Source organism: Nostoc sp., from assembly GCF_036917515.1.
Taxonomy (GTDB): Bacteria; Cyanobacteriota; Cyanobacteriia; order Cyanobacteriales; family Nostocaceae; genus Nostoc.
Genome location: NZ_JBALDE010000222.1, coordinates 17,583 through 36,279, shown reverse-complemented (window position 1 = coordinate 36,279; position 18,697 = coordinate 17,583). Strand labels below are relative to the sequence as shown.

At 41.3% G+C, this 18,697-nt stretch carries 13 protein-coding genes and 1 pseudogene; 4 read left to right on the top strand and 10 right to left on the bottom strand.

The window, feature by feature from the left end:
* Positions 1-91: 91 nt before the first annotated feature.
* A pseudogene (locus tag V7K89_RS29180) lies at positions 92-850 on the top strand (MFS transporter); the annotation flags it as partial.
* A 249-nt stretch (positions 851-1,099) separates the two neighbouring features.
* On the opposite strand, the gene V7K89_RS29175 reads toward V7K89_RS29180, so the two are convergent.
* Positions 1,100-2,305 (bottom strand): ABC transporter permease, encoded by a 1,206-nt coding sequence (locus V7K89_RS29175; protein WP_335193516.1) that lies wholly within the window; start codon positions 2,303-2,305, stop codon positions 1,100-1,102.
* Positions 2,306-2,330: 25 nt separating this feature from the next.
* On the bottom strand, positions 2,331-3,725 hold the full coding sequence (locus tag V7K89_RS29170) for an efflux RND transporter periplasmic adaptor subunit (RefSeq protein ID WP_335193514.1): 1,395 nt from the start codon (positions 3,723-3,725) through the stop codon (positions 2,331-2,333).
* Between the two features lie 611 nt (positions 3,726-4,336).
* Between V7K89_RS29170 and V7K89_RS29165 the strand changes: the two genes are divergently transcribed.
* Positions 4,337-5,014 (top strand): potassium channel family protein, encoded by a 678-nt coding sequence (locus V7K89_RS29165; RefSeq protein ID WP_335193512.1) that lies wholly within the window; start codon positions 4,337-4,339, stop codon positions 5,012-5,014.
* A 69-nt stretch (positions 5,015-5,083) separates the two neighbouring features.
* Positions 5,084-5,647: a DUF3124 domain-containing protein gene (locus V7K89_RS29160; RefSeq protein ID WP_335193509.1), complete on the top strand. Its 564-nt coding sequence runs from the start codon at positions 5,084-5,086 to the stop codon at positions 5,645-5,647.
* A 268-nt stretch (positions 5,648-5,915) separates the two neighbouring features.
* Here V7K89_RS29160 and V7K89_RS29155 read toward each other — a convergent pair whose 3' ends face one another.
* From V7K89_RS29155 to V7K89_RS29120, 8 genes are all read right to left on the bottom strand, one after another.
* Positions 5,916-7,469 (bottom strand): cation:proton antiporter, encoded by a 1,554-nt coding sequence (locus V7K89_RS29155; RefSeq protein WP_335193506.1) that lies wholly within the window; start codon positions 7,467-7,469, stop codon positions 5,916-5,918.
* 296 nt (positions 7,470-7,765) lie between these two features.
* Positions 7,766-8,818 carry a saccharopine dehydrogenase family protein gene (locus V7K89_RS29150; RefSeq protein ID WP_335193503.1) on the bottom strand — a complete coding sequence of 351 codons (1,053 nt, stop codon included), beginning with the start codon at positions 8,816-8,818 and terminating at the stop codon, positions 7,766-7,768.
* Between the two features lie 12 nt (positions 8,819-8,830).
* Complete coding sequence (locus V7K89_RS29145; RefSeq protein ID WP_335193501.1) at positions 8,831-9,139, bottom strand: putative quinol monooxygenase; 309 nt, start codon at positions 9,137-9,139, stop codon at positions 8,831-8,833.
* 102 nt (positions 9,140-9,241) lie between these two features.
* A complete protein-coding gene (locus V7K89_RS29140) occupies positions 9,242-10,882 on the bottom strand; it encodes a lipoxygenase family protein (RefSeq protein WP_335193499.1) in 1,641 nt (546 codons plus the stop codon).
* Between the two features lie 223 nt (positions 10,883-11,105).
* On the bottom strand, positions 11,106-12,539 hold the full coding sequence (locus V7K89_RS29135; RefSeq protein ID WP_335193497.1) for a c-type cytochrome: 1,434 nt from the start codon (positions 12,537-12,539) through the stop codon (positions 11,106-11,108).
* A 75-nt stretch (positions 12,540-12,614) separates the two neighbouring features.
* Positions 12,615-13,040 carry a hypothetical protein gene (locus V7K89_RS29130; RefSeq protein WP_335193494.1) on the bottom strand — a complete coding sequence of 142 codons (426 nt, stop codon included), beginning with the start codon at positions 13,038-13,040 and terminating at the stop codon, positions 12,615-12,617.
* A 12-nt stretch (positions 13,041-13,052) separates the two neighbouring features.
* Positions 13,053-14,519 (bottom strand): c-type cytochrome, encoded by a 1,467-nt coding sequence (locus tag V7K89_RS29125; RefSeq protein WP_335193492.1) that lies wholly within the window; start codon positions 14,517-14,519, stop codon positions 13,053-13,055.
* Between the two features lie 66 nt (positions 14,520-14,585).
* The gene (locus V7K89_RS29120; protein WP_335193489.1) at positions 14,586-15,980 is read right to left on the bottom strand and encodes an NADH:flavin oxidoreductase; all 1,395 of its coding nucleotides are present in this window, start codon (positions 15,978-15,980) and stop codon (positions 14,586-14,588) included.
* Between the two features lie 720 nt (positions 15,981-16,700).
* Here V7K89_RS29120 and V7K89_RS29115 point away from each other — a divergent pair.
* Positions 16,701-18,656: a hypothetical protein gene (locus V7K89_RS29115; RefSeq protein ID WP_335193487.1), complete on the top strand. Its 1,956-nt coding sequence runs from the start codon at positions 16,701-16,703 to the stop codon at positions 18,654-18,656.
* The last annotated feature ends 41 nt before the right edge of the window (positions 18,657-18,697 follow it).

Genomic DNA, 18,697 nt, shown 5'->3' with positions numbered 1-18,697 from the left:
ATGCGGATTAATCGCTTATTGCCATCAACCTAAGAAACCCAGCCTTCAGATGGAGTGGCTTTTATCTCAACCTGCTTAACCCGAACTCAGGTTAAAAATACACAAACAACCAGGAATTAAAGGTTTAGTAGATCGGTTTTATGAAAGTCGGGTGGAAAATTTAATTAAGCAAGAATTAAAGTTTTTAGGTGAAATTTACGCTGCATACATTGACTTCCAAACACTAGGTCAAAAAGAAAATCATCAATCCAATCAGAGGATTGTGATTGTCTCTGAATTACTGCAACGTGCCCTTCTAGAATTAGAATTGGATGTGAAAGAGCGGCTGCTACTATTACTGAAACTGCTTTACTCCCCAGAAAAAATGCAGGCAGCATCCTTCAATCTGCGATCGCCCTCAGTGGTAAACTTAGCGCGGGGCTTAGAAATCCTAGAACATACTGTAACTTTGCCTTTAAAGTCTTTATTGCTGAATATTTTAGATAATCGACCACAGGCAGAAAAATTACAATATCTTGTCGAAGCCAAAATCGTAGAATATGAGAACATGGTAGTTAGCGATCGCCTCCACAGATTGCTGACGTTAGGTAATTTTCTTTCTGACTGGTGTCTAGCTTGCTGTTTCCATTATGCTCAAGTGACACGCATCCGACTGACCAGTTCTGAGATATTAATGAGTTTACGTCATCCTACTGGCTTTGTCAGAGAAGCTGCGATCGCATATTTAAATATGGTTTCATATCGCATTCTCCTACAAATCCTCCCCCAGTTACAAAAAGATCCACATCCTTTGGTGTGTGCTCAAGTTAAAGAATTACTCGAAAAATACCAATTTAAAAATTATAATTAAAAAAACCTCCGCTCCAATAATTTTCTGATTTCCATTGCTGCTAAGTAATAGTACTCGGACTTGTATTTCTCCACAACCCTTTTAATTACAATTAGTAATTATTTGGTCAGAAGTAGAAAGTGAATTTGACATTCTATATCATGTCCGGCTAATTAGTTATGATTCCTGAATCTATGCACAAAGCCCAAAAACTTCTCCCTTTTGCCCCTGGAGCGGACAATCATGATAAGTCTTTAACCGGACACGATATTAAGCACTTCTTAGAGCAACTATTGGGTCGAGTTGACCAGCCCTACGAGCTGGAACAACACCAAAAATTAGACCAATCCCACCAGAAACACCGAGTGCCATAGTGATCGCCCCTACTGGTACGCTCGGTTTAAAAGGGGTAAAAACTCCCACAATCATAGTCCCACTTATACCTACACCAACACCAATCAAACCGCCAGCTAATGACAGAATAATTGCCTCAATCAAAAACTGAGTTAGAATCGCTTCCTGAGTTGCCCCAAGTGCCTTACGTAAGCCAATTTCCTGAGTGCGCTCAGTCACTGAGACTAGCATAATATTCATGATGCCAATGCCACCTACTAACAGCGAAATGCTAGCGATCGCTGCCAGTGTCAACGACAATGCTTGAGTGACTTGGTTGATCAAATCGTTAAAAGATTTATCAGAGACGACAGTGATATCTTGCTTACCTCGCAATTGGGTCAGAACGTTGGTAATTTGAAACGCCGCAGCACGGATACTCTGCTTATCTTTTGCAGACACCTGCATACTATCAATGGGAATACCGTAGGGCGATCGCCGTCCGGTCAACTGGTCAGCCATTGTAGTGATTGGTATATAGGCGGTATCATCTGAATTTTGCCCACCAAAGGAACCTTTGGCTTTGATTACTCCAATCACCACAAAGCTGAGATTGTTGATTTGCATCTCTTTGCCAAGCGGGTTTTCACTGCCAAATAGTTTCTGGGCTAGTTCTGATCCCAAAGTCACTACTTGCACATTCTGTTGCTGTTCGGATTGATTAAAAAACCGCCCTTTGGCAACAGTCATATTGCGGACGTAGAGAAACTCTGGGGTTGTGCCTATAATCTTGCTTTTCGTATTGCGGTTGAGATAAGAGATTGACATTTCAGAACCGATCTCAGGAGCTACCGCTTTGACAGCAGGTGCTTGAGTAGCGATCGCCTCCGCATTTGACAATACTAGGTCGGATGTTTCACTGGTGGAGCCTTCAGCATCCTCGCCATTGGCGTAAACGAATAAACTATTTGCCCCATAAGACTCCAGCTTTTCGGAAGTATAATTCTGTGCGCCTTGTCCAATGCCAATCAGGGTAATCACGGCAGCATTGCCAATTGTGATCCCCAGCATCGTCAGACTGCTACGGAGCTTATTAGCACTCAGAGTAGTGACTGCCATTTTGACGCTTTCAAATATGTTCATGTTGAAATGATTCAGTTGTGAATGACTATGGCATCGTGTCAACACCTGGGATAGCTTGACTTTCTGGCGGACTGAGCAAGATCCGTTCCCCCTTACTCACGCCTTTGATAATCTGAATTTGATTACCACTAACAGAACCAGCAGTAACTGGTCTCAATTGAGCAATGTTATTTTCATTTGGTATCCATACCCCGGTCTGACCATCTTTTTGAGTCACAATTGCTGCTAAAGGAACAACTAAGGCATTGTGGATCTTGTTACTGATAAAGTTCAATTTTACATTCATGCCCGCCTTGAGTAAGTCTTGACCCGTTTGTAGTGCTACTTTGACTCGAAAGGAGGTAACACCTCCACTCGATTCGCCTCCCTGGCTAGAGCTGTCCTGTATAGCTCTGGGTGCCACGAGACGGACGCTTCCCTGAAAGATTTTATTGGGATAAGCATCTGAGCGAATCTCTACCTGCTGCCCTGTTTGAATGCGGGCAATACTCGCTTCCGGAATTTTTGCTTCTACTTCCAAGCCGCTAGAAAGTTCAGCAATGGAAGCAGATGTCGCACCATCGCTAGAGGAGGCAGAAGTCGTTGGGGTGACAAAATCACCTTCTTGGGCAAATTTACGTGTAATCGTACCAGCAAAAGGAGCGCGGATCAGAGTATCTTTCAGTTGGGTTTGGTAAGAGCGCAACTGTGCTTCTGCTTGGGCAACGTCAGCTTCAGAGGCAACGATTTGCTCTTTACGCGTACCATTACGAAGTTTTTCTAGAGTCTGTCTTTGTTCTCTTAGCCCAGCTAACTTTGCTTCCAAATCAGCCTTTGCCTCACGCTCTTTACTAGAAAAGTCCCCCAAACTATTTAGGGAAATAGCTCCCCGCTGTGCTAACAATTGGTGACGCTGGAGTTCTTCTGTAGCTCGATTCAATCTTGCCTGAGCCTGACCTACATTGGCTTGGGCTGTTGCAACTCTAGCTTTAGCCTCACCTATTTCTTCAGGGCGACTACCAGCACGCTTTTCGGCAAGGTCAGCCTGAGCTTTAGCAAGTGATGCCTTGTATTGATTTACCTGTTGCTCAATTCGCTCGCTGTCCATGCGGGCAATTAATTGCCCTTGCTTCACTTTGACACCTTCGTCCACATACAGTTGTTCAATTCGACTTTGCTCTTTGGGACCGAGATTGATCTTTTTTAACGACTGGACAGTGGCATTCGCTTTGATTTTAACTGTGATGTCTTTCGACTGCACTACTACTGTTTGGTTAGTCAGATCCGCTTTAGGTGCCTTACTTTGCACTATCAGAAAAACAGTGGTAGCAGTTCCTAACAATCCAGCTGCTATTAGTCCCATCAGCCAGTGCTGTTGCCGCTTGGCTTTGCCAAAGCTAGGAAATTGCATTGGTTTGTCTGGTATTTCAGGGTTGCTCATGACACTTAATGACAGATTATAAATTTATTTATCAGGGTAAGCGTATCTTGTCAATAAGAACTCCTCAGTGTCAACAAAGCCTAGAATAATTGCATTAATGCTTAGTTGTTGACAATAGTTTAAGCGTTGGTGTAGCCCGCCGCAGGCATCGCTTTCACCCTTAAAAAATTAATCAAACTATAAATCCTGATTCTTTCGTTAGTCCATTAATCAAGGGTTTTGTCAAGACTAATTTAGATGCGTTTACCCTGATTTATTTATTTAGCAGTGGAAGCAGTTTCTAATTATCCAAATACTGCTTGATCCAAATACTGCTTGAATATCATTACTTTTCTGCTGGTTAGCGCGATACATTCTTAAGGTCTTTTACACTCATTGATAGCCATTTTGCTCATCGTATATAAGTTTTGATAGCGGCAGATAAATTTCAGTAGACCTTTGAAATTACAGAATATTTTAGTATTAATAATTATATCGTCTCTCAGTACTTAGCACGGGTACGTTCCGCTATGCCAAAAATACTCAGCAACCAGCAGTCTCTCAAACTACATTTTTATTTCCTTGTTAACCTATAGAGTGAAATAAGAAGTTACAGAGTATCAAGAACAGCCATGTACGTACTAATAGGTGGAGCAGGCTTAGTGGGCTTAAGTTTAGCGCAAAAACTGGTAGAACTAGGACATACTGTTGCCGTAATTGACATTGATCCTATCGCTTGCCGCTACGCCCGTGAACAAGTGGGAGCAATGGCTTTTGAAGGCAGTGCTGTGAGTACAGAAGTATTGTTAGAAGCTGGGATTCGCAAAGCCGGTTCCTTAGCAGCTGTCCTACGCAGTGATGCCTTAAACTTGGCAATGATAACTCTTGCTAAACACTATGGTGTCCCCCATATTTTGAGTCGGATGCGCCACCCCGATTTTGCCGAACCACTGCGGATAGCTGGAGCCAACCATATTATCAGTACTGTTGAACTATCAGTTGCAACAATGGTGAACGCCATTGAGTATCCCCAAGTGGAATCAATGATGCATTTTGAGCAGGGACAGATTGAGGTTCTGAAACTTTCTATCCCTAACAATTGCTATGTTGCTGGTCGTAGCGTTGCCGAAATTGCTCAAGATTCGCAATTCCCTACTGGTTCGCTAATTATTGGCTATCAATCCCATCCCCACGAAGATTTGATGATTCCTAACGGCAGTACAATACTGGAACCTTATTCAACTGTGCTGATTGTGACTAAACCAAGATGCTTACATCAAGTCATTGATTTTATTGAACAAAAATGTTGAGCGCAGTTCCTACCTAAACTGTTTATTAGGTAAGGTTAGCTACACATATAAAAAAATTGGTGAGTTTTGATGAAGCCGTATCGATATATTTATTTAGCGATCGCTGTTATTATTCTGGCATCTTGTGAATCAACAAATATTCCATCCAAGTCACAACCCAATGCCATTCCAGCAACCCCATTGCAAAAAACAGTGACGCTGAATAATAATTTTAAGATAGCAAGCGGTCAAACTGTTTATGTTCCTGTCTATTCACATATCTATCATCACAATAAGCAAGAGATTTTCGAGTTAGCAGTTACGCTCAGTGTTCGGAATACAGATTTGACCAATCCGATCGTTATTACTTCTGTGCGCTACTATAACTCAGAAGGGAAACTAGTTAAACAGTATTTGGAGCGCCCTATTCAACTCGATGCGCTAGCTTCTACAGATTTTTTTATCAATAGAAATGACAGCAGTGGAGGTTTAGGCGCAAACTTCATTGTCGAGTGGGTAGCCCAAACAGAAATATCCGAACCGATAGTGGAAGCAGTCATGATTGGTACTGACTTTCAACAAGGAATTTCTTTTATCAGTCCTGGTAGAGTAATTAAAAGTCAAAATAACGATAAGCGATCGCCTTTAAAATAATTCGTAATGACGCTCTCTACAAGACGCTAAAAGCGTAGCTTGCAACTCTTACACAGTATGCGGACTCGCTACCGCTACGTTAACGTAATTCGTAATTAAGTTAATTCCTCGTTCCTATGCTCTGCATGGGAATGCATTCATTGAGTCTCTGACTCAATCTATCGCTGGAGGCAATAGACCTAATCAGCCAAAGCTCAGAAGTTCATTAACGAAGTTCAGAAGTTCACTCACGAAGCTCAGACTATCCCCCATACCCAATGCCCCATATTTAATCATCTTCTAATTTCAGTAATTGTTCATTAAGAGTTTGTATCCGCCCGCGCACAATTTCTTCTGAGAGAATTCGCTTCCGCATTGCCTCATTGAGCGCTCCTTTTTCTGCCAGCAGTAAACGTCGGCGAATAGCATCAAGTTTACTGCTCTTGCCACTTCTACCTTCCACCTCATCAGGGCGACGATTATATAGTTCCCGCAGTGTTTTTTCTGCACCGGCAATTCGTACCTGATAAGCTGAACGCATCTCTTCATAAACAGCTTTTGGTAATACCCCTGATTTCAACAGGCTATCTAATTCATCTTGTGCCGCCTTACCCGTCATCAACTGGGCTTGCAACTCTTCAACCTGTTGTTGAACTTCAGAAAATTTAGATAATTTTAAGCGTTTTACCACCCAAGGCAAACTTAAACCCTGTCCGACTAACGACACCAGCACACTGCCGAAGACTATAGCTATCAGAATTTCTCGCCCTGGCAATGTTGAAGGTAAACTTAATGCCAGAGCCATCGAGAGTGAGCCTTTAATGTTGCCTAAAAACAGTAAATGTTGCCAGCGCAGCGGAATTGGGCGGTCAATCCAACGAACTAATGCTAGCAGTGGATAGACCGTAAGAACTCGCCCGATTTGATAAGCCAAAACTGCAAGTAGAATCGCAGGTAAAGTTTTCCAGAGTGTTACCAGGTCAATTTCTACACCAATCAACAGAAAAATAAAGGTGTTGACAGTAAAACTGGCATATTCCCAAAAACTCAACAAGGTAATGCGGCTAGAAGCAGAAGTATTGCGAGAAAGCCCAAAATTCCCGAAAATTAGTCCAGCGACAACTACGGCCACAGGACCTGATACACCGAGATATTGCCCAACCTGAAAAGTTCCTAATGCAACTGCAACTGTCAGCAAAAGACTGCCAAGAGCATCATCTAAACGGGCGAATACAGGTATACTCAAGTAGCCCAAAACTAACCCCACAACGCAGCCTCCTAGAGAGATAAATAGCAGTTGTTGGATTCCCTCTATAAATGTGAGTGAGCCTGTTGAATATACTTGCACAATCAAGTTGAAGGAAACTAGGGCAGCGGCATCATTGAATAGGGTTTCTCCTTCAACGATGGTGGAAAGCCGGGAGGGCACTGGTATATCCTTAAAGACGGCAATCATGGAAACAGTATCAGTGTTTGCCAGCATTACTCCGACAAATAAGGCAGGTATCCAACTCAGTCCCAGGACAAATTTCAATAGGACAGCAATAATCGCACTGGAAAGCACAGCTCCCGGCCCAGCTAATAGTGCAATTGGTTTAAAGGTGCTGCGTAGACGACTGACATCTGTATTAATACCAGCTTCAAAGATGAGAATTGGCAGGAAAAGATCCAAAACAAGGGTTGGACTTAAACCAATCTGACGAGACAATAACTCGGTGATGGGCAAACCTGCTAGTACTAAACCCGTAACATAAGGAATTCCCAACCGTCGGGACAGCAAGGCTACACCTGTAGCAAGGAGTAAGAGAATAATTGAAACTTTGACTAATTCAGTAACATCCACTATTACGTTTTGGAAAATTAGTTTGACTTAACTGATAGATTCTCTCCTCATTCATACCAAATTAGCAAGTTCAGGGTGTGGGTTCAGAATGGAACGAGCCAGTACTCGCTACCATAGCTCGGCAATCCTACCATCAAATCCAGAGTCAAAGCGATCAATCGCACTTTCGACTAACCTTGTCAACAAAACAGTTTAAAATGAATGCACAAAGTCAGCAAAAAATCTAAGCATTGATGTAAAAAAAAGCTAGGTTTTTTCGCTATCAAGCCTAAAAAACCCAGCTTTCTGTTGTACCCTTACTCGAACCCAGTAACTCCCGGAATTTCAAGGACAAAATCTGCCCCATATACATCTGCAGGAGTCTGGAATCCTACCTTAACTTCGCCTTGAATCACCCGTTTAATCACTGCTACAGCCGCTAATGCGGTAAAATCGTATGCTTCCGGCCCTAAGAGCTTTGCACTTACTTGTTGACCAGTTTCATCCTCAGCAATACCAATTACTCTAACTTGACCCTTAGCTCGTTCTGCTGCCGTTGGCCCAATCGGTAGAGTTTTAATTAGACTTACTAAAGCACTTTGGAATAAAGACGAGTTAAATAACCATCCCAAATACTGGCTCGACTCCATCAGGAAGCGCACAGGATTAGGAAATACGGTATAAACCTCGATATTTGGGATACCCGTAGTCTGAAACGCAGTGATAATATCAGCACGCCAAGGGTTTGTTACCGCTGTCACGGGCCCATAACCAAAATCAATTTTACGTCTTTTCGATACTGGTCGAGATGGGATTAGCTTACCTGCTTCTCGGACTACCCCGATGTGATGTAAAGTTGGCAGTACTGTATTTGCGGTTCCCTGAGATACACCTCCCACTGTTTCATAGATTAAAATCAGTCGTGTTGCAGTCGCTAACTTCTGTTTGAGGTAAGCAGCGACACAATCAGTAGGAACAACTCCAAATCCCACACCAGGGAGAAGCATTATCCCTGCACTTTTAGCCTCATTATCTCGTACCTGTAGCGCCTGAAATTCAGGTACTTCGCCAGCTATGTCTAAATAATGAGTTTTAGTTTGCAGACAGGCATCGACAAGTGGCTTGGAGGTTTTGGAGAAAGGCCCAGAGCAGTTGATGACAGCAATTATATCCTCAAGAGAGTGAGCGATCGCCTGCAGCTGGTCTAAGCCAAAAACCTGAAAGTCCAAATTTAATTCATTGGCTACTGCTGCTAGTGAACTTTGATTGCGTCCAGCTAAAATTAATTCCAGTCCGTTATTTTTAGCAGATTCAGCAATGAGTTTTCCAGCATAGCCAGTTGCACCATACAATAACACCCTTGATGTCATTATTATCACCAGCTATGAGTTGTTTGCAATCTGCTGCCATAACCTGACTTCAGGTGGTTCAACCAAAAATTGTCCTGATTTTTCGTTCAAAGCTTTAATATACGGCTGCTCTAAATGTTGAGCCAAAATTTCCTGGCTGACCCAGTTTTCATGTAACAGAAACAAAGATGGATCTTCAACAGATTGATGTAAGTCGTAATTAATACAACCGTCTTCTGTAAGGGTAACAGCTATTACAGATTGAAATTCCTGTTTGAATCCCTCCTCCAAACCTGGCTTTACTTTTAATCGAGCAGTGACAGTTACTTGCTGATTTGACATTGTTATTCCTCTTTTTTCTGAGATTAGTTCAACGGGCCGCCTTCAAGATTCTCCAATTTCAGCGAAGAAAAGTTCGGGGTCGAAGTGTCCCCAATCCCCAGTTCAAGTATTGATACTGTTAATAATTTGCGAAGGCTTGAAGTAGTTGTAAGGTATGGGACGAGTTTGATTTCTAATGTCTATTTGCCGTTCTATTTCATGTAAATTTTGTTGGAATTGCACCACAATTTCCTGCGCCAATGGATCGGTAAACTCTTCATCATAAAAACCCAATTTGTCATAGTGGTACGATGTTAAAATCTCAGTCCACATCACCTGGTCAGCAGCTTGTTTAAAGGGAGGAAGTATCTTCATAATAGTTTCCAAGTCCACACCTTTAGTTTCTGGAATTGGGTGGTAGGCTGCATAGGGCATATTCGGTACAAAAGCCATATATTCGTACTGAGAAAAATTCAAAGCAGAGTGTAAAGCAGCGCAAGTGAATACTACCACACTGATGATTTCAATCAGTTGTTCTAGAGTCTCAATCTTGGCTGGCATTCCCTTGACTTTACCACCATCTTGAGCCACTAATTCTTTAGCCCAATTTTGCAACTCATAGTCATCACTAATATCCTGTGAGGTTTTGTAATAGAGTTGCAAGTATTCAGCCACAAACTTTTCGACGGCATTCCAAATTAATATGCCATCATCCCGGAAAGGAAAGTGCGGTAAAATTTCTGGGTCATCCGTTCCGCGACTTTTTATTAACCGAGGGAAGGTAAACTTTTCAACACTCCATTCTTCATAAACCTTCGCCACAAATCCAAGAGACTCCGCCAATGAACCTGCCATAAACTCATCAACCGGACCTCCAGGTTGCAAAAATTGAGTGCGCCCCAAATCGTTATCAAATAGCATAAAACGAAAGTGGGGTTTTAACAGTAGAGCGATGGGATGATTTTCTGCTAGTTGCCGCGCAGTTACAATTGCAAACGGAGCCATAACTGCATGGGTATAAGTAAAATGAGTACCCAATTCCTGATGGTTGCCATCAGCAATTTGAACGCAGATTTTTGCTAAAAACCAATCTAAATAAGGGTCATCTGGTGTGTAAATCACGCTTTTTGCACCAGAGTCATGATTAATCTGGATAGCAACAGGCACTAGAGAACCGCCATTAGAACTATCATTACTTTGCCAGTAAAATAGAGCTTGTGGCTTGGGAAGGTATTTTTTAACATTCTCGTAGACGCCACCTTGAATATCAGATAACAAAGGGTAATCTAAGAAATACAGCTTACCTTCCTTGAGTGCCTTTTCCAACGTAAATTCTACACCTGCGACCTTCTGAAAATGGTAATCCGTTACTGCAAAATTTTCAGGTAATACATCAATTCTTTGAATAGCTAATGGGTTTGCTCCAGAGAGTCGTTGTTCTGCAAAACAAAAGTCTGTTTTATAGTTTTTTATAACATTGGGTTTTGGAAGTAGTGACAAAAGTTCTTCATATTCTTCCAATTCATCTAATGGGTCTAAGAAGTTTCTGGCTTTGGCAGCTAGCATATTTGGTGCAAGAGTTGCCATACTTGCCAAGCGTTTAGCAGTATATTCCGCTGAAAAGTTTTCTTGATGAGGCACTTTATCAATTACTGCTAGAGGAGCCAGATAATTGTAATTAAAATTGTACTCTTCTCGATTTTTATCTAGCCAAGTTATTCGGGTATTAACATTAGGCTCGTTTTGCGGTAAGTATGGTTTCATAATTATCTCCAATTAAGAAGTTTTATTACTTGGGAGGAAATGACTAACGTCACAAAGTTGCTATAGCAATCCTGTTTGAGTTGTGATTACTTTGTTTAATGAACAGCGATCGCGTAGCGTCTCGCAGAGAAGTACGCAAAGAGTGCGAAGTGTAGAAAGAAAATATTTCACAAATGATTTAGGATTGCTAAAAATCATTTTCTGATTTAGCAACTACTGTTAATTACAGAGTTTTCAGATACTCAATTAAAGCTTTTTTATTCTCATCAGATAAATCAGTGCCATAAATATGTCCTTGATTTGAATTAGCAGTTACCGTAGTATCGTATTTAAAACCTATAGTTTTGGCTTCATTTCCTTCAGTAATAAAACCAACTTTTTTCGGGTCGTAGACATCATATCCCCGATAGAAAACTTGAGGACGATTCTCTGGTTTTTCTAACAAATCTTGTAAAGATGGAACTGAACCATTATGTAAATATGGCGCTCTTAACCATAATCCATCTAGGGAAACAGATACATACCCATTGGTTTTGCGTAAGTTTTTAAAGTCCCAAGGGTAGCCATCACCAAAATGATTGTAAGTATCTGCTCCTTCTTGTGTCCACATATCTAACCGATGGCGGTCAGTTCCCACTTCTTCCACAGGGATAACAGTACCTGTTCTTTCCCCACCAAAAGCGTGACAAGATGCACAAGTGTTAGCAAAAATTTGACTTCCTTTTGCAGCCACTTGCTGATCAACTGCAAATGGATATTTAGGAGGTGGTAGTTCTTGAATAAAATCTTCTACCCGTTGTAAATCGGCTACAGGAAGTGATTTTTTGGTAGCACCATCACCAATTGCTCCAGTTTGAACAGTTTCTGTTAGTGAAGTCTCTAACCCATCCCAATGGAGTGCAAACCCTTTGTGCATCTTTTGATTCCAAAGAGGCATCATATCAGAGTTACCGATAGTGTTATCTTTGGGCAACTTCAAAGTATTGAATTTAACCGGATTAAAAGGATCAATCCGACCAGGGCCCCAGTTAGGACGAGAATCTGTCCAACTATAGTCTTCTTTTTGTTGCAGCAGCGCTTTCTTAGTTTGAGGAATTAGCACATAGCGATAAAGTAAATTTTCTAACCACGAAAGCTGATAGTTATATTTGATTTCGTCAAGGATATAATCTGCTGTAAATCTGGGATCACCAGCAGTTGCACTCAAAAATCGTAAATAGCCTTGTGAATCAAACTTATTAGCAGGAGCTGCGGCTACAATTGTGGGTTTATCTTTCTCTGTTTTTCTAAAGGTGGCAGTATGACAAACAGCGCAAGTTATACCAACGCGAGGGAAGCCAATGGTTTTTTTCGTAAACCCAACTGGCATTTCTTTCCCCTCTTCCCATGTGATTCCTAAGGAAGTATAACCACCTGGCCCTGGTAATTTATCAGGGAATATTCGTGGTAGTACCAGCCAAATCCAATAAGGAACACCTTGCGCTTCTTCTGTGCCAATAGAACCATATTTAAAGTGTTCTTCAGACGATTCATAATATGTGGGAACCTCTCGAAAAAGGTTGTACCATCCCACATACCCAACTATACCAACTAAAAGGCTCGCAATTAAAACAATACTTGCGATTACTCTACCTATTTTATTTTTGAGTATTGTCATGGCACTCTTTTGCTCCTTTGCAGAAGAATCTGTTTGTAGTGCAGGCAATATACCCACACTATACTAGGGATAAAATTAGGAGAATTGCTTCACTGGAGTTGCAGCGATCGCATTTTGATCGCGCATTGCTAGTGTCAGAAGAATTACTTCCGTTAATCCAAAAAACAGGTCTACAAAGGCAATGGATAAAAATCCTTTATCTTGTCCAAAGAAAAGTACTTCACAAATGAAAAATGTCGATCCAAAAGCTCGTGAAGGAAATATTGATATCCAGGCGGTTGCCTGATAACGGTATGGATCAAGTGCTCCTGGTATATAAAATGCACTAATAATAAATAACAGCATTCCTGCAGCGCGAACCCAGATAATTGGCACTGGTATATGCATCTGAAGAAACGTCAGCATTAATTCTGGAAAGAAGCACGAGGGAATGACAAAAAACATATTAACGATAATACCGAGCCAAGTAACGCGACTAAACCATTTAGCATAATTATTCATTTTTCTCTCCTTTTAAAGCTTTTTCATGTACTCAACTAACGCATCTTTATCTTCTGTGGAAAGATCAGTGCCGTATAAGTGACCACTGTTACTATTTCCAGGTTTTGTAGTATCGAACTTAAAGTATTGCTTACCGTTTTCTACACTGACATCAGATACAAAACCAACTTTTGTTCTGTCAATCACATCGTAGTCACGATAGAATTCTTTTGGTCTATTTTCTGGTGTTTCTAGTAAATCTCGTAAAGTAGGAACTGAACCATTGTGCAGATAAGGGCCGCGTAACCAAACACCATCAAGGGGCAAATTTGCATAGCCATTAGTCTTGCGGAAATTCTTAAAGCGCCACGGATAGCCTGTATACAGAGTATTTTGATTCGACATCGTTTTGTAGGTATATGAGTCAAGACGATGGGGGTCTGTCCCAATTTCTTGAATTGGTACAACTTTGCCTGTATATGCGCCACCAAAAGCGTGACAACTAGCACAATTACTTTCAAAAAGTTGTTCTCCCTTCGCTGCGATAGTTTCGTTAACTTCGTAGGGATATTTTGGCGGTGGTAGTTCCCAAAGCCAATCGGCAACTCTCTGAATTCGAGGCAAATCAATCGTTGTGGGTGTGACTCCAGCGCCTAAGGCCGCACTCTTATTTCGTTCATTAACGGAAGTGTTATTACCATCCCAATGTAACTGCAATCCTTCACGAGGTTTTTGATTCCAAACGGAAGGGAAATCAGAAGTACCAATCAGTTCATCCTCACGCAACTTATCCATTGGAAAATGGAATTGAATTGCTTTATAAGGATTAAAAGTATCGACTCTTCCTGGACCCCAATCTGGTTGTTTTTCAACGAAATTAAGTCGAGATGCCTGATTAATTAATGCATCTCTAGTTTGAGGAATTGCAATGAAGCGATAAAGTAATTTTTCAATGGGATTAAGACCACCACTGATTTTTTCAATTTCTGGCAACATCCGGTTAGCAGTAAAGCGCTCATCTACACCAACTGCTGATAAGAATTTGATATATCCCTGCAAATTAACCACATTAGCAGGCATTGTTGTGATGACTTGATGTTCGCTATTAGGGGTATCTCGCAGCGTTCCTGTATGACATACAGCACAATTCAACCCAACTCTATCGATAAAGACTCGCCGTTGTGAAAAACCTATAGGCAAATCTTTGTCAGGTTCTTTGATAAATCCCAGAGAAGTATAACCTTTTCCAGGTAATTTATCTGGGAATAATTCTGGTAAAACTTTCCAAATCCAGTAAGGGATGCCATTGACCGGTTCGCTGCCAATTGAACCGTATTTAAAGTGGTTTTCAATATCAGCATAATCCACTGGGGAGTTAGATAAAACAGGCCAAAGGAAAAATACTGCTACTGCTACAATACCTACAATCACAACCCAAATCCGCTGGAAGACTCCTTTGATTGAGGTTGGAAGTAGGGTAGGGTTTGTTTGTTCAGTCATGAAACACTCCCCATATTGTCGAGATTATTTGTAAGCGAAATTGTCGAGGTGATACGCATCGCTTTTTTATCTAGATAAATTTGCAAACTGAGGTTCATGATAGACTGACATTACTTCTTCCATCATCTCTTCATAACTATTGAAGCGATCCTGCTCGTAACAACCTAAGGGATTTTCAATTACATTCAGCAGGCATTTATTGCAATAGGTACAGGGTTTATCCGCCAAATCTTTACCTGCTTTAAAAGATTTAACTAGATCATTGTTAGCAATTAATGTCCGAGCCATTGTGACGCCATCGCAATAATGCTCCTCAATTGCCTGACGAATATAAGAAGCCTGCTGTAAACCACCTGTACATAATACGGGAATATTAACGTGCTTTTTAATTTCTCTAGAATCTAGTAAGTTTCTGCCTTGGTTTTCTATCAGTAGCTGCTTGATTTTAGGGTCTTTTACATCATCACCACTGAATGCTTGAGGATGCAATTGCTTTTTCACACGGTTCCATAAAAGATTGAAAATTGGATGCAAAAATGCTTTGCGGAATAAAATGTAGTTGCGTGTAGTCTCTATGCCACTCGACAACATAGCATCATAGGTTTTAGTAATAATATCAAAATTAAAATCACCAATGGGATTGAGCGGGTGAGGAAATAAGCTACCAGTTGACACATGCACAGCATCAGCCCCAGCTTCTTCTGCCCATTTACAAACTTGGATAGAATCTTCTATGGTATTACCTGGTTTTTCCCAAAAGGTGACGGCGTTGTTATAGTCAACGGCACTAATTTTGAATTGCAGGTGAAAGTCATTGCCTACTTCTTTGCGGATTGCTCTAATGACATCTAGCAAAAACCGCGCTCGATTCTCTAATGAACCACCATATTCATCTTGACGGTCGTTAATTCCAGAACTAAGAAATTGGTTAAAAAGATATCCATTAGCACTGTGCAATTCTACTCCATCTAAACCTGCTTCACGAGCACGTCTAGCACCATCGGCAAAGTATTGGATTGTTTCTTTAATCTCTGCTAGTGTCATCGCTTGACACAGAAAGCCGTGGAATGGCTCAGTTTGGCTGGTGGAACTTAAGGCTTTTTTTCCTGAGTTTTCTACACCACCAATATCTTGCTGTCGCCCAGAATGACTTAATTGCAAGATCAATTTACAGTCATATTCGTGGACTTTTTCACCTACTTTTCGCCAAAAAGGAATGCGCTCATCACAGTCAATGGTGGCGTAATTGGGCATAATTCGTCCCCGGATGGCGACTGGGACAAAGGAAGTAATAATAGCTCCTACACCACCACGAGCAAACTTTTCTTCCCAGTTAATTCGGGCTTGAGTGCCTGAACCATCATAGTTATCCCATCTTCCAGAAATACTTGAGCGAAATATGCGATTTTTTACCGTGAGATTACGAAATCTCAATGGCTCAAAGATAATATCGTTTTCCATGTGTTCCTCTGTCTTCTCTCGTTTCGGCAATAAAATTAGGCGGCAAAATTTTTCGTAGCACTAATAGTCTCGCCAGAGCAATATTATTTCTAGTGTCTCTGGGAGGGCAATTTCTTATGTCTACAAATCTCCAGTGGAGGTTTTCGGATGCGATCGCTAAGTATTAAGTTTTTGTTACTTAAATTTACCTACCAAGTTTTAGCATGGATATTTATCCTTATTGGTTTTTACAGTTATATAAAGACTTTTGCAGTTTGTAAAGCGATGGGATTTACAGAGCAATTCTTAAAAAAAGTGAAAATTTACGTCTTTTATTTCTCTTAAAAGGTTAAGGCAACCTTAAAAGTAGCTGCTAACAATTTGTTACAAACCTAACCAAGTAGGTAGGAAATCGATATAACCATAGCAAATTGGTTATTGAACACCATTGTAAATTTACAATTTTTTAAATTTTTGATTTAGAAATGTATAAAAGTTTATAGATGACGTTTTGCAAATTTGTGTAGTAACTTCATATATAACGAACCTCAGCAAGGTACATTCTAAATCATCAAAATATCCCAAGACTAAATCTGGAAAATGGGAAATTAGTGATGGAGCATTAGTGTACCTCTGCAAACGTGAGGTGCAATGGAAAAGGTTTAGGTGTTATAACCAGAGAGTTTTATGAAAAAGACAAGTCTAATTTTTAAGGGCTGTCTGCTCCTCCTATTTGTGACTATGTTTATAGTCTGCGGCTTTTATGGAACGCCTACAGCTTTAGCTGATGAGTATAGTGAAACACCTGCGTCCATAAGTACTGAGTATTCGGATACGGCTGTATCTGAATATCCTGATAACTGCGAGGGTATCGGTTATCTCCCAGAGTATACAAAGGAGAATTTGACAGATGCTGAAAAGCGAGGTCGTTGTACTTGGTACTTATGGACTGGCGGTAACGCCAAGTACTATCGCGATCTAGCGAAGCGAACGCTTGGTGGTGTTGACCTGCTAAAGCTGATTGATTCGCGTGTGCATGACGAGCGATTGCAACGTTATGGTGCAATTAACGATCCTGGATGTGAAAAAGCAACAGCGCCAGATGAATATGGTTTGTGGCTAGATAAGTGTAAAGACCGACTCTCAAGTGGTGTTATTGGATTGCGTAAGTTTCCAAACCCCAACTTCGACTCGGCAAAATGGAATCCTGTTGAATATGCCAAAACCTCACAAATTGAGCCTCCCTACGTGATCGGGCAGTCCTGCGCCATCTGTCACGTCGGATTAGATCCTCTCAATCCACCCAAAGATAAGGAACATCCAAGATGGGAAAACTTGGTACCAGCATTGGGTAATCAGTACATCAAGGAAAACAAATTATTTGCATCCAGCGTTGCAGACAATAGTTTTATTAAGCAAGTACTTGACTCTCAAAAACCGGGGACATCTGATACTTCTCGGATTGCCACCGATCACATCAATAATCCGAATGCGATCAATTCCATTTTTAATTTAGGCGATCGCCCCAAATATCCAGAGGTGATGAACGATGGTTCAACCAAGGATGTTAATCATATTCTCAAGGATGGTGCAGACTCTACAGGAGTGCCAATTGCCTCATTACGTGTCTACGTCAACATTGGGATGTGCGGCGATTACTGGACAAGTCTCCATGAGCCTTTATTAGGCAGAACTCCCCAAAGACCTTTTGACATCGAAAAGGCACGGAAGGAGTGCGAAGGCTGGAGACAGACAGAAACACGTATGGCTGATGCCGAAGCATTCCTGAAAACTATCCAGCCGATGCACCTGAAAGATGCACTAGGTGGTGAAGAGTTCTTGACTAAAGATGAGGAAGTTCTCAATCGTGGCAAGCTGGTTTTTGCCAGCACTTGTGCTAGTTGCCATTCCAGCAAAAAACCACCAGCTGAAATTGCTGCTGACCCCGAACAGGCTCAGAAATGGTATGAAGAGTCTGTACTCAGTAGTAATTTTCTCGACCACAACTTCTTGTCTGATGACCAGCGTTATCCGGTGACATTAATTGGTACCAATGCGGCGCGATCGCTAGGGACAAATGCCGCTAAGGGGCATATTTGGGATCAGTTCTCATCGAAGACTTACAAAGAACTACCTTCACCAGGTACTTTGACGTTGTATAACCCCTTCGATCAGAAAAAACCCATCGAATTTAAGATACCAGACGGCGGTTTGGGATATTACCGTACACCTTCACTAGTGAGCATTTGGGCAACAGCACCACTTCTTCACAACAATACGCTAGGACTTTACAACGAAGATCCTTCAGTGAAAGGACGTGTAGAAGCTTATACTGATGCTATGGAAAAGCTGCTCTGGCCTGAAAAGCGTGAGGGAATTATCAGCAGAACAGACCGAGAAACTAAATTAGAGCTTCCCCCAGGAGATCCGAATCCGAGATTTAAACTTCCTGTTCCTAAAGGTACGCCTGTGAATTTGCTAGCAAGCATCAATATGAGAGAGGCAATTACATCTCTCAATCTCGGCAACCTTTTCCAAGACTTGAAACCGGGCAGTGGAATTAAGGGTAAGTTGGCACGCGTACTTTTAAGAGCCAACAAATCTCCTGACTTTGTGGAAGATGAAGGTCATTATTTTGGCTCAAATCTGCCAGATGAAGATAAAAAAGCGCTAATTGAGTTCGTGAAAACGTTCTAAGTACAGCTCCTGTGTAAAATCGTAGTGTTTTGAATGCTCTA

Bases quoted from the DNA above. Each gene is read 5' to 3' on its own strand.
- V7K89_RS29175 (WP_335193516.1), bottom strand. From the start codon at position 2,305: ATGAACATATTTGAAAGCGTCAAAATGGCAGTCACTACTCTGAGTGCT.
- V7K89_RS29170 (WP_335193514.1), bottom strand. From the start codon at position 3,725: ATGAGCAACCCTGAAATACCAGACAAACCAATGCAATTTCCTAGCTTT.
- V7K89_RS29165 (WP_335193512.1), top strand. From the start codon at position 4,337: ATGTACGTACTAATAGGTGGAGCAGGCTTAGTGGGCTTAAGTTTAGCG.
- V7K89_RS29160 (WP_335193509.1), top strand. From the start codon at position 5,084: ATGAAGCCGTATCGATATATTTATTTAGCGATCGCTGTTATTATTCTG.
- V7K89_RS29150 (WP_335193503.1), bottom strand. From the start codon at position 8,818: ATGACATCAAGGGTGTTATTGTATGGTGCAACTGGCTATGCTGGAAAA.
- V7K89_RS29145 (WP_335193501.1), bottom strand. From the start codon at position 9,139: ATGTCAAATCAGCAAGTAACTGTCACTGCTCGATTAAAAGTAAAGCCA.
- V7K89_RS29140 (WP_335193499.1), bottom strand. From the start codon at position 10,882: ATGAAACCATACTTACCGCAAAACGAGCCTAATGTTAATACCCGAATA.
- V7K89_RS29135 (WP_335193497.1), bottom strand. From the start codon at position 12,539: ATGACAATACTCAAAAATAAAATAGGTAGAGTAATCGCAAGTATTGTT.
- V7K89_RS29130 (WP_335193494.1), bottom strand. From the start codon at position 13,040: ATGAATAATTATGCTAAATGGTTTAGTCGCGTTACTTGGCTCGGTATT.
- V7K89_RS29125 (WP_335193492.1), bottom strand. From the start codon at position 14,519: ATGACTGAACAAACAAACCCTACCCTACTTCCAACCTCAATCAAAGGA.
- V7K89_RS29120 (WP_335193489.1), bottom strand. From the start codon at position 15,980: ATGGAAAACGATATTATCTTTGAGCCATTGAGATTTCGTAATCTCACG.
- V7K89_RS29115 (WP_335193487.1), top strand. From the start codon at position 16,701: ATGTTTATAGTCTGCGGCTTTTATGGAACGCCTACAGCTTTAGCTGAT.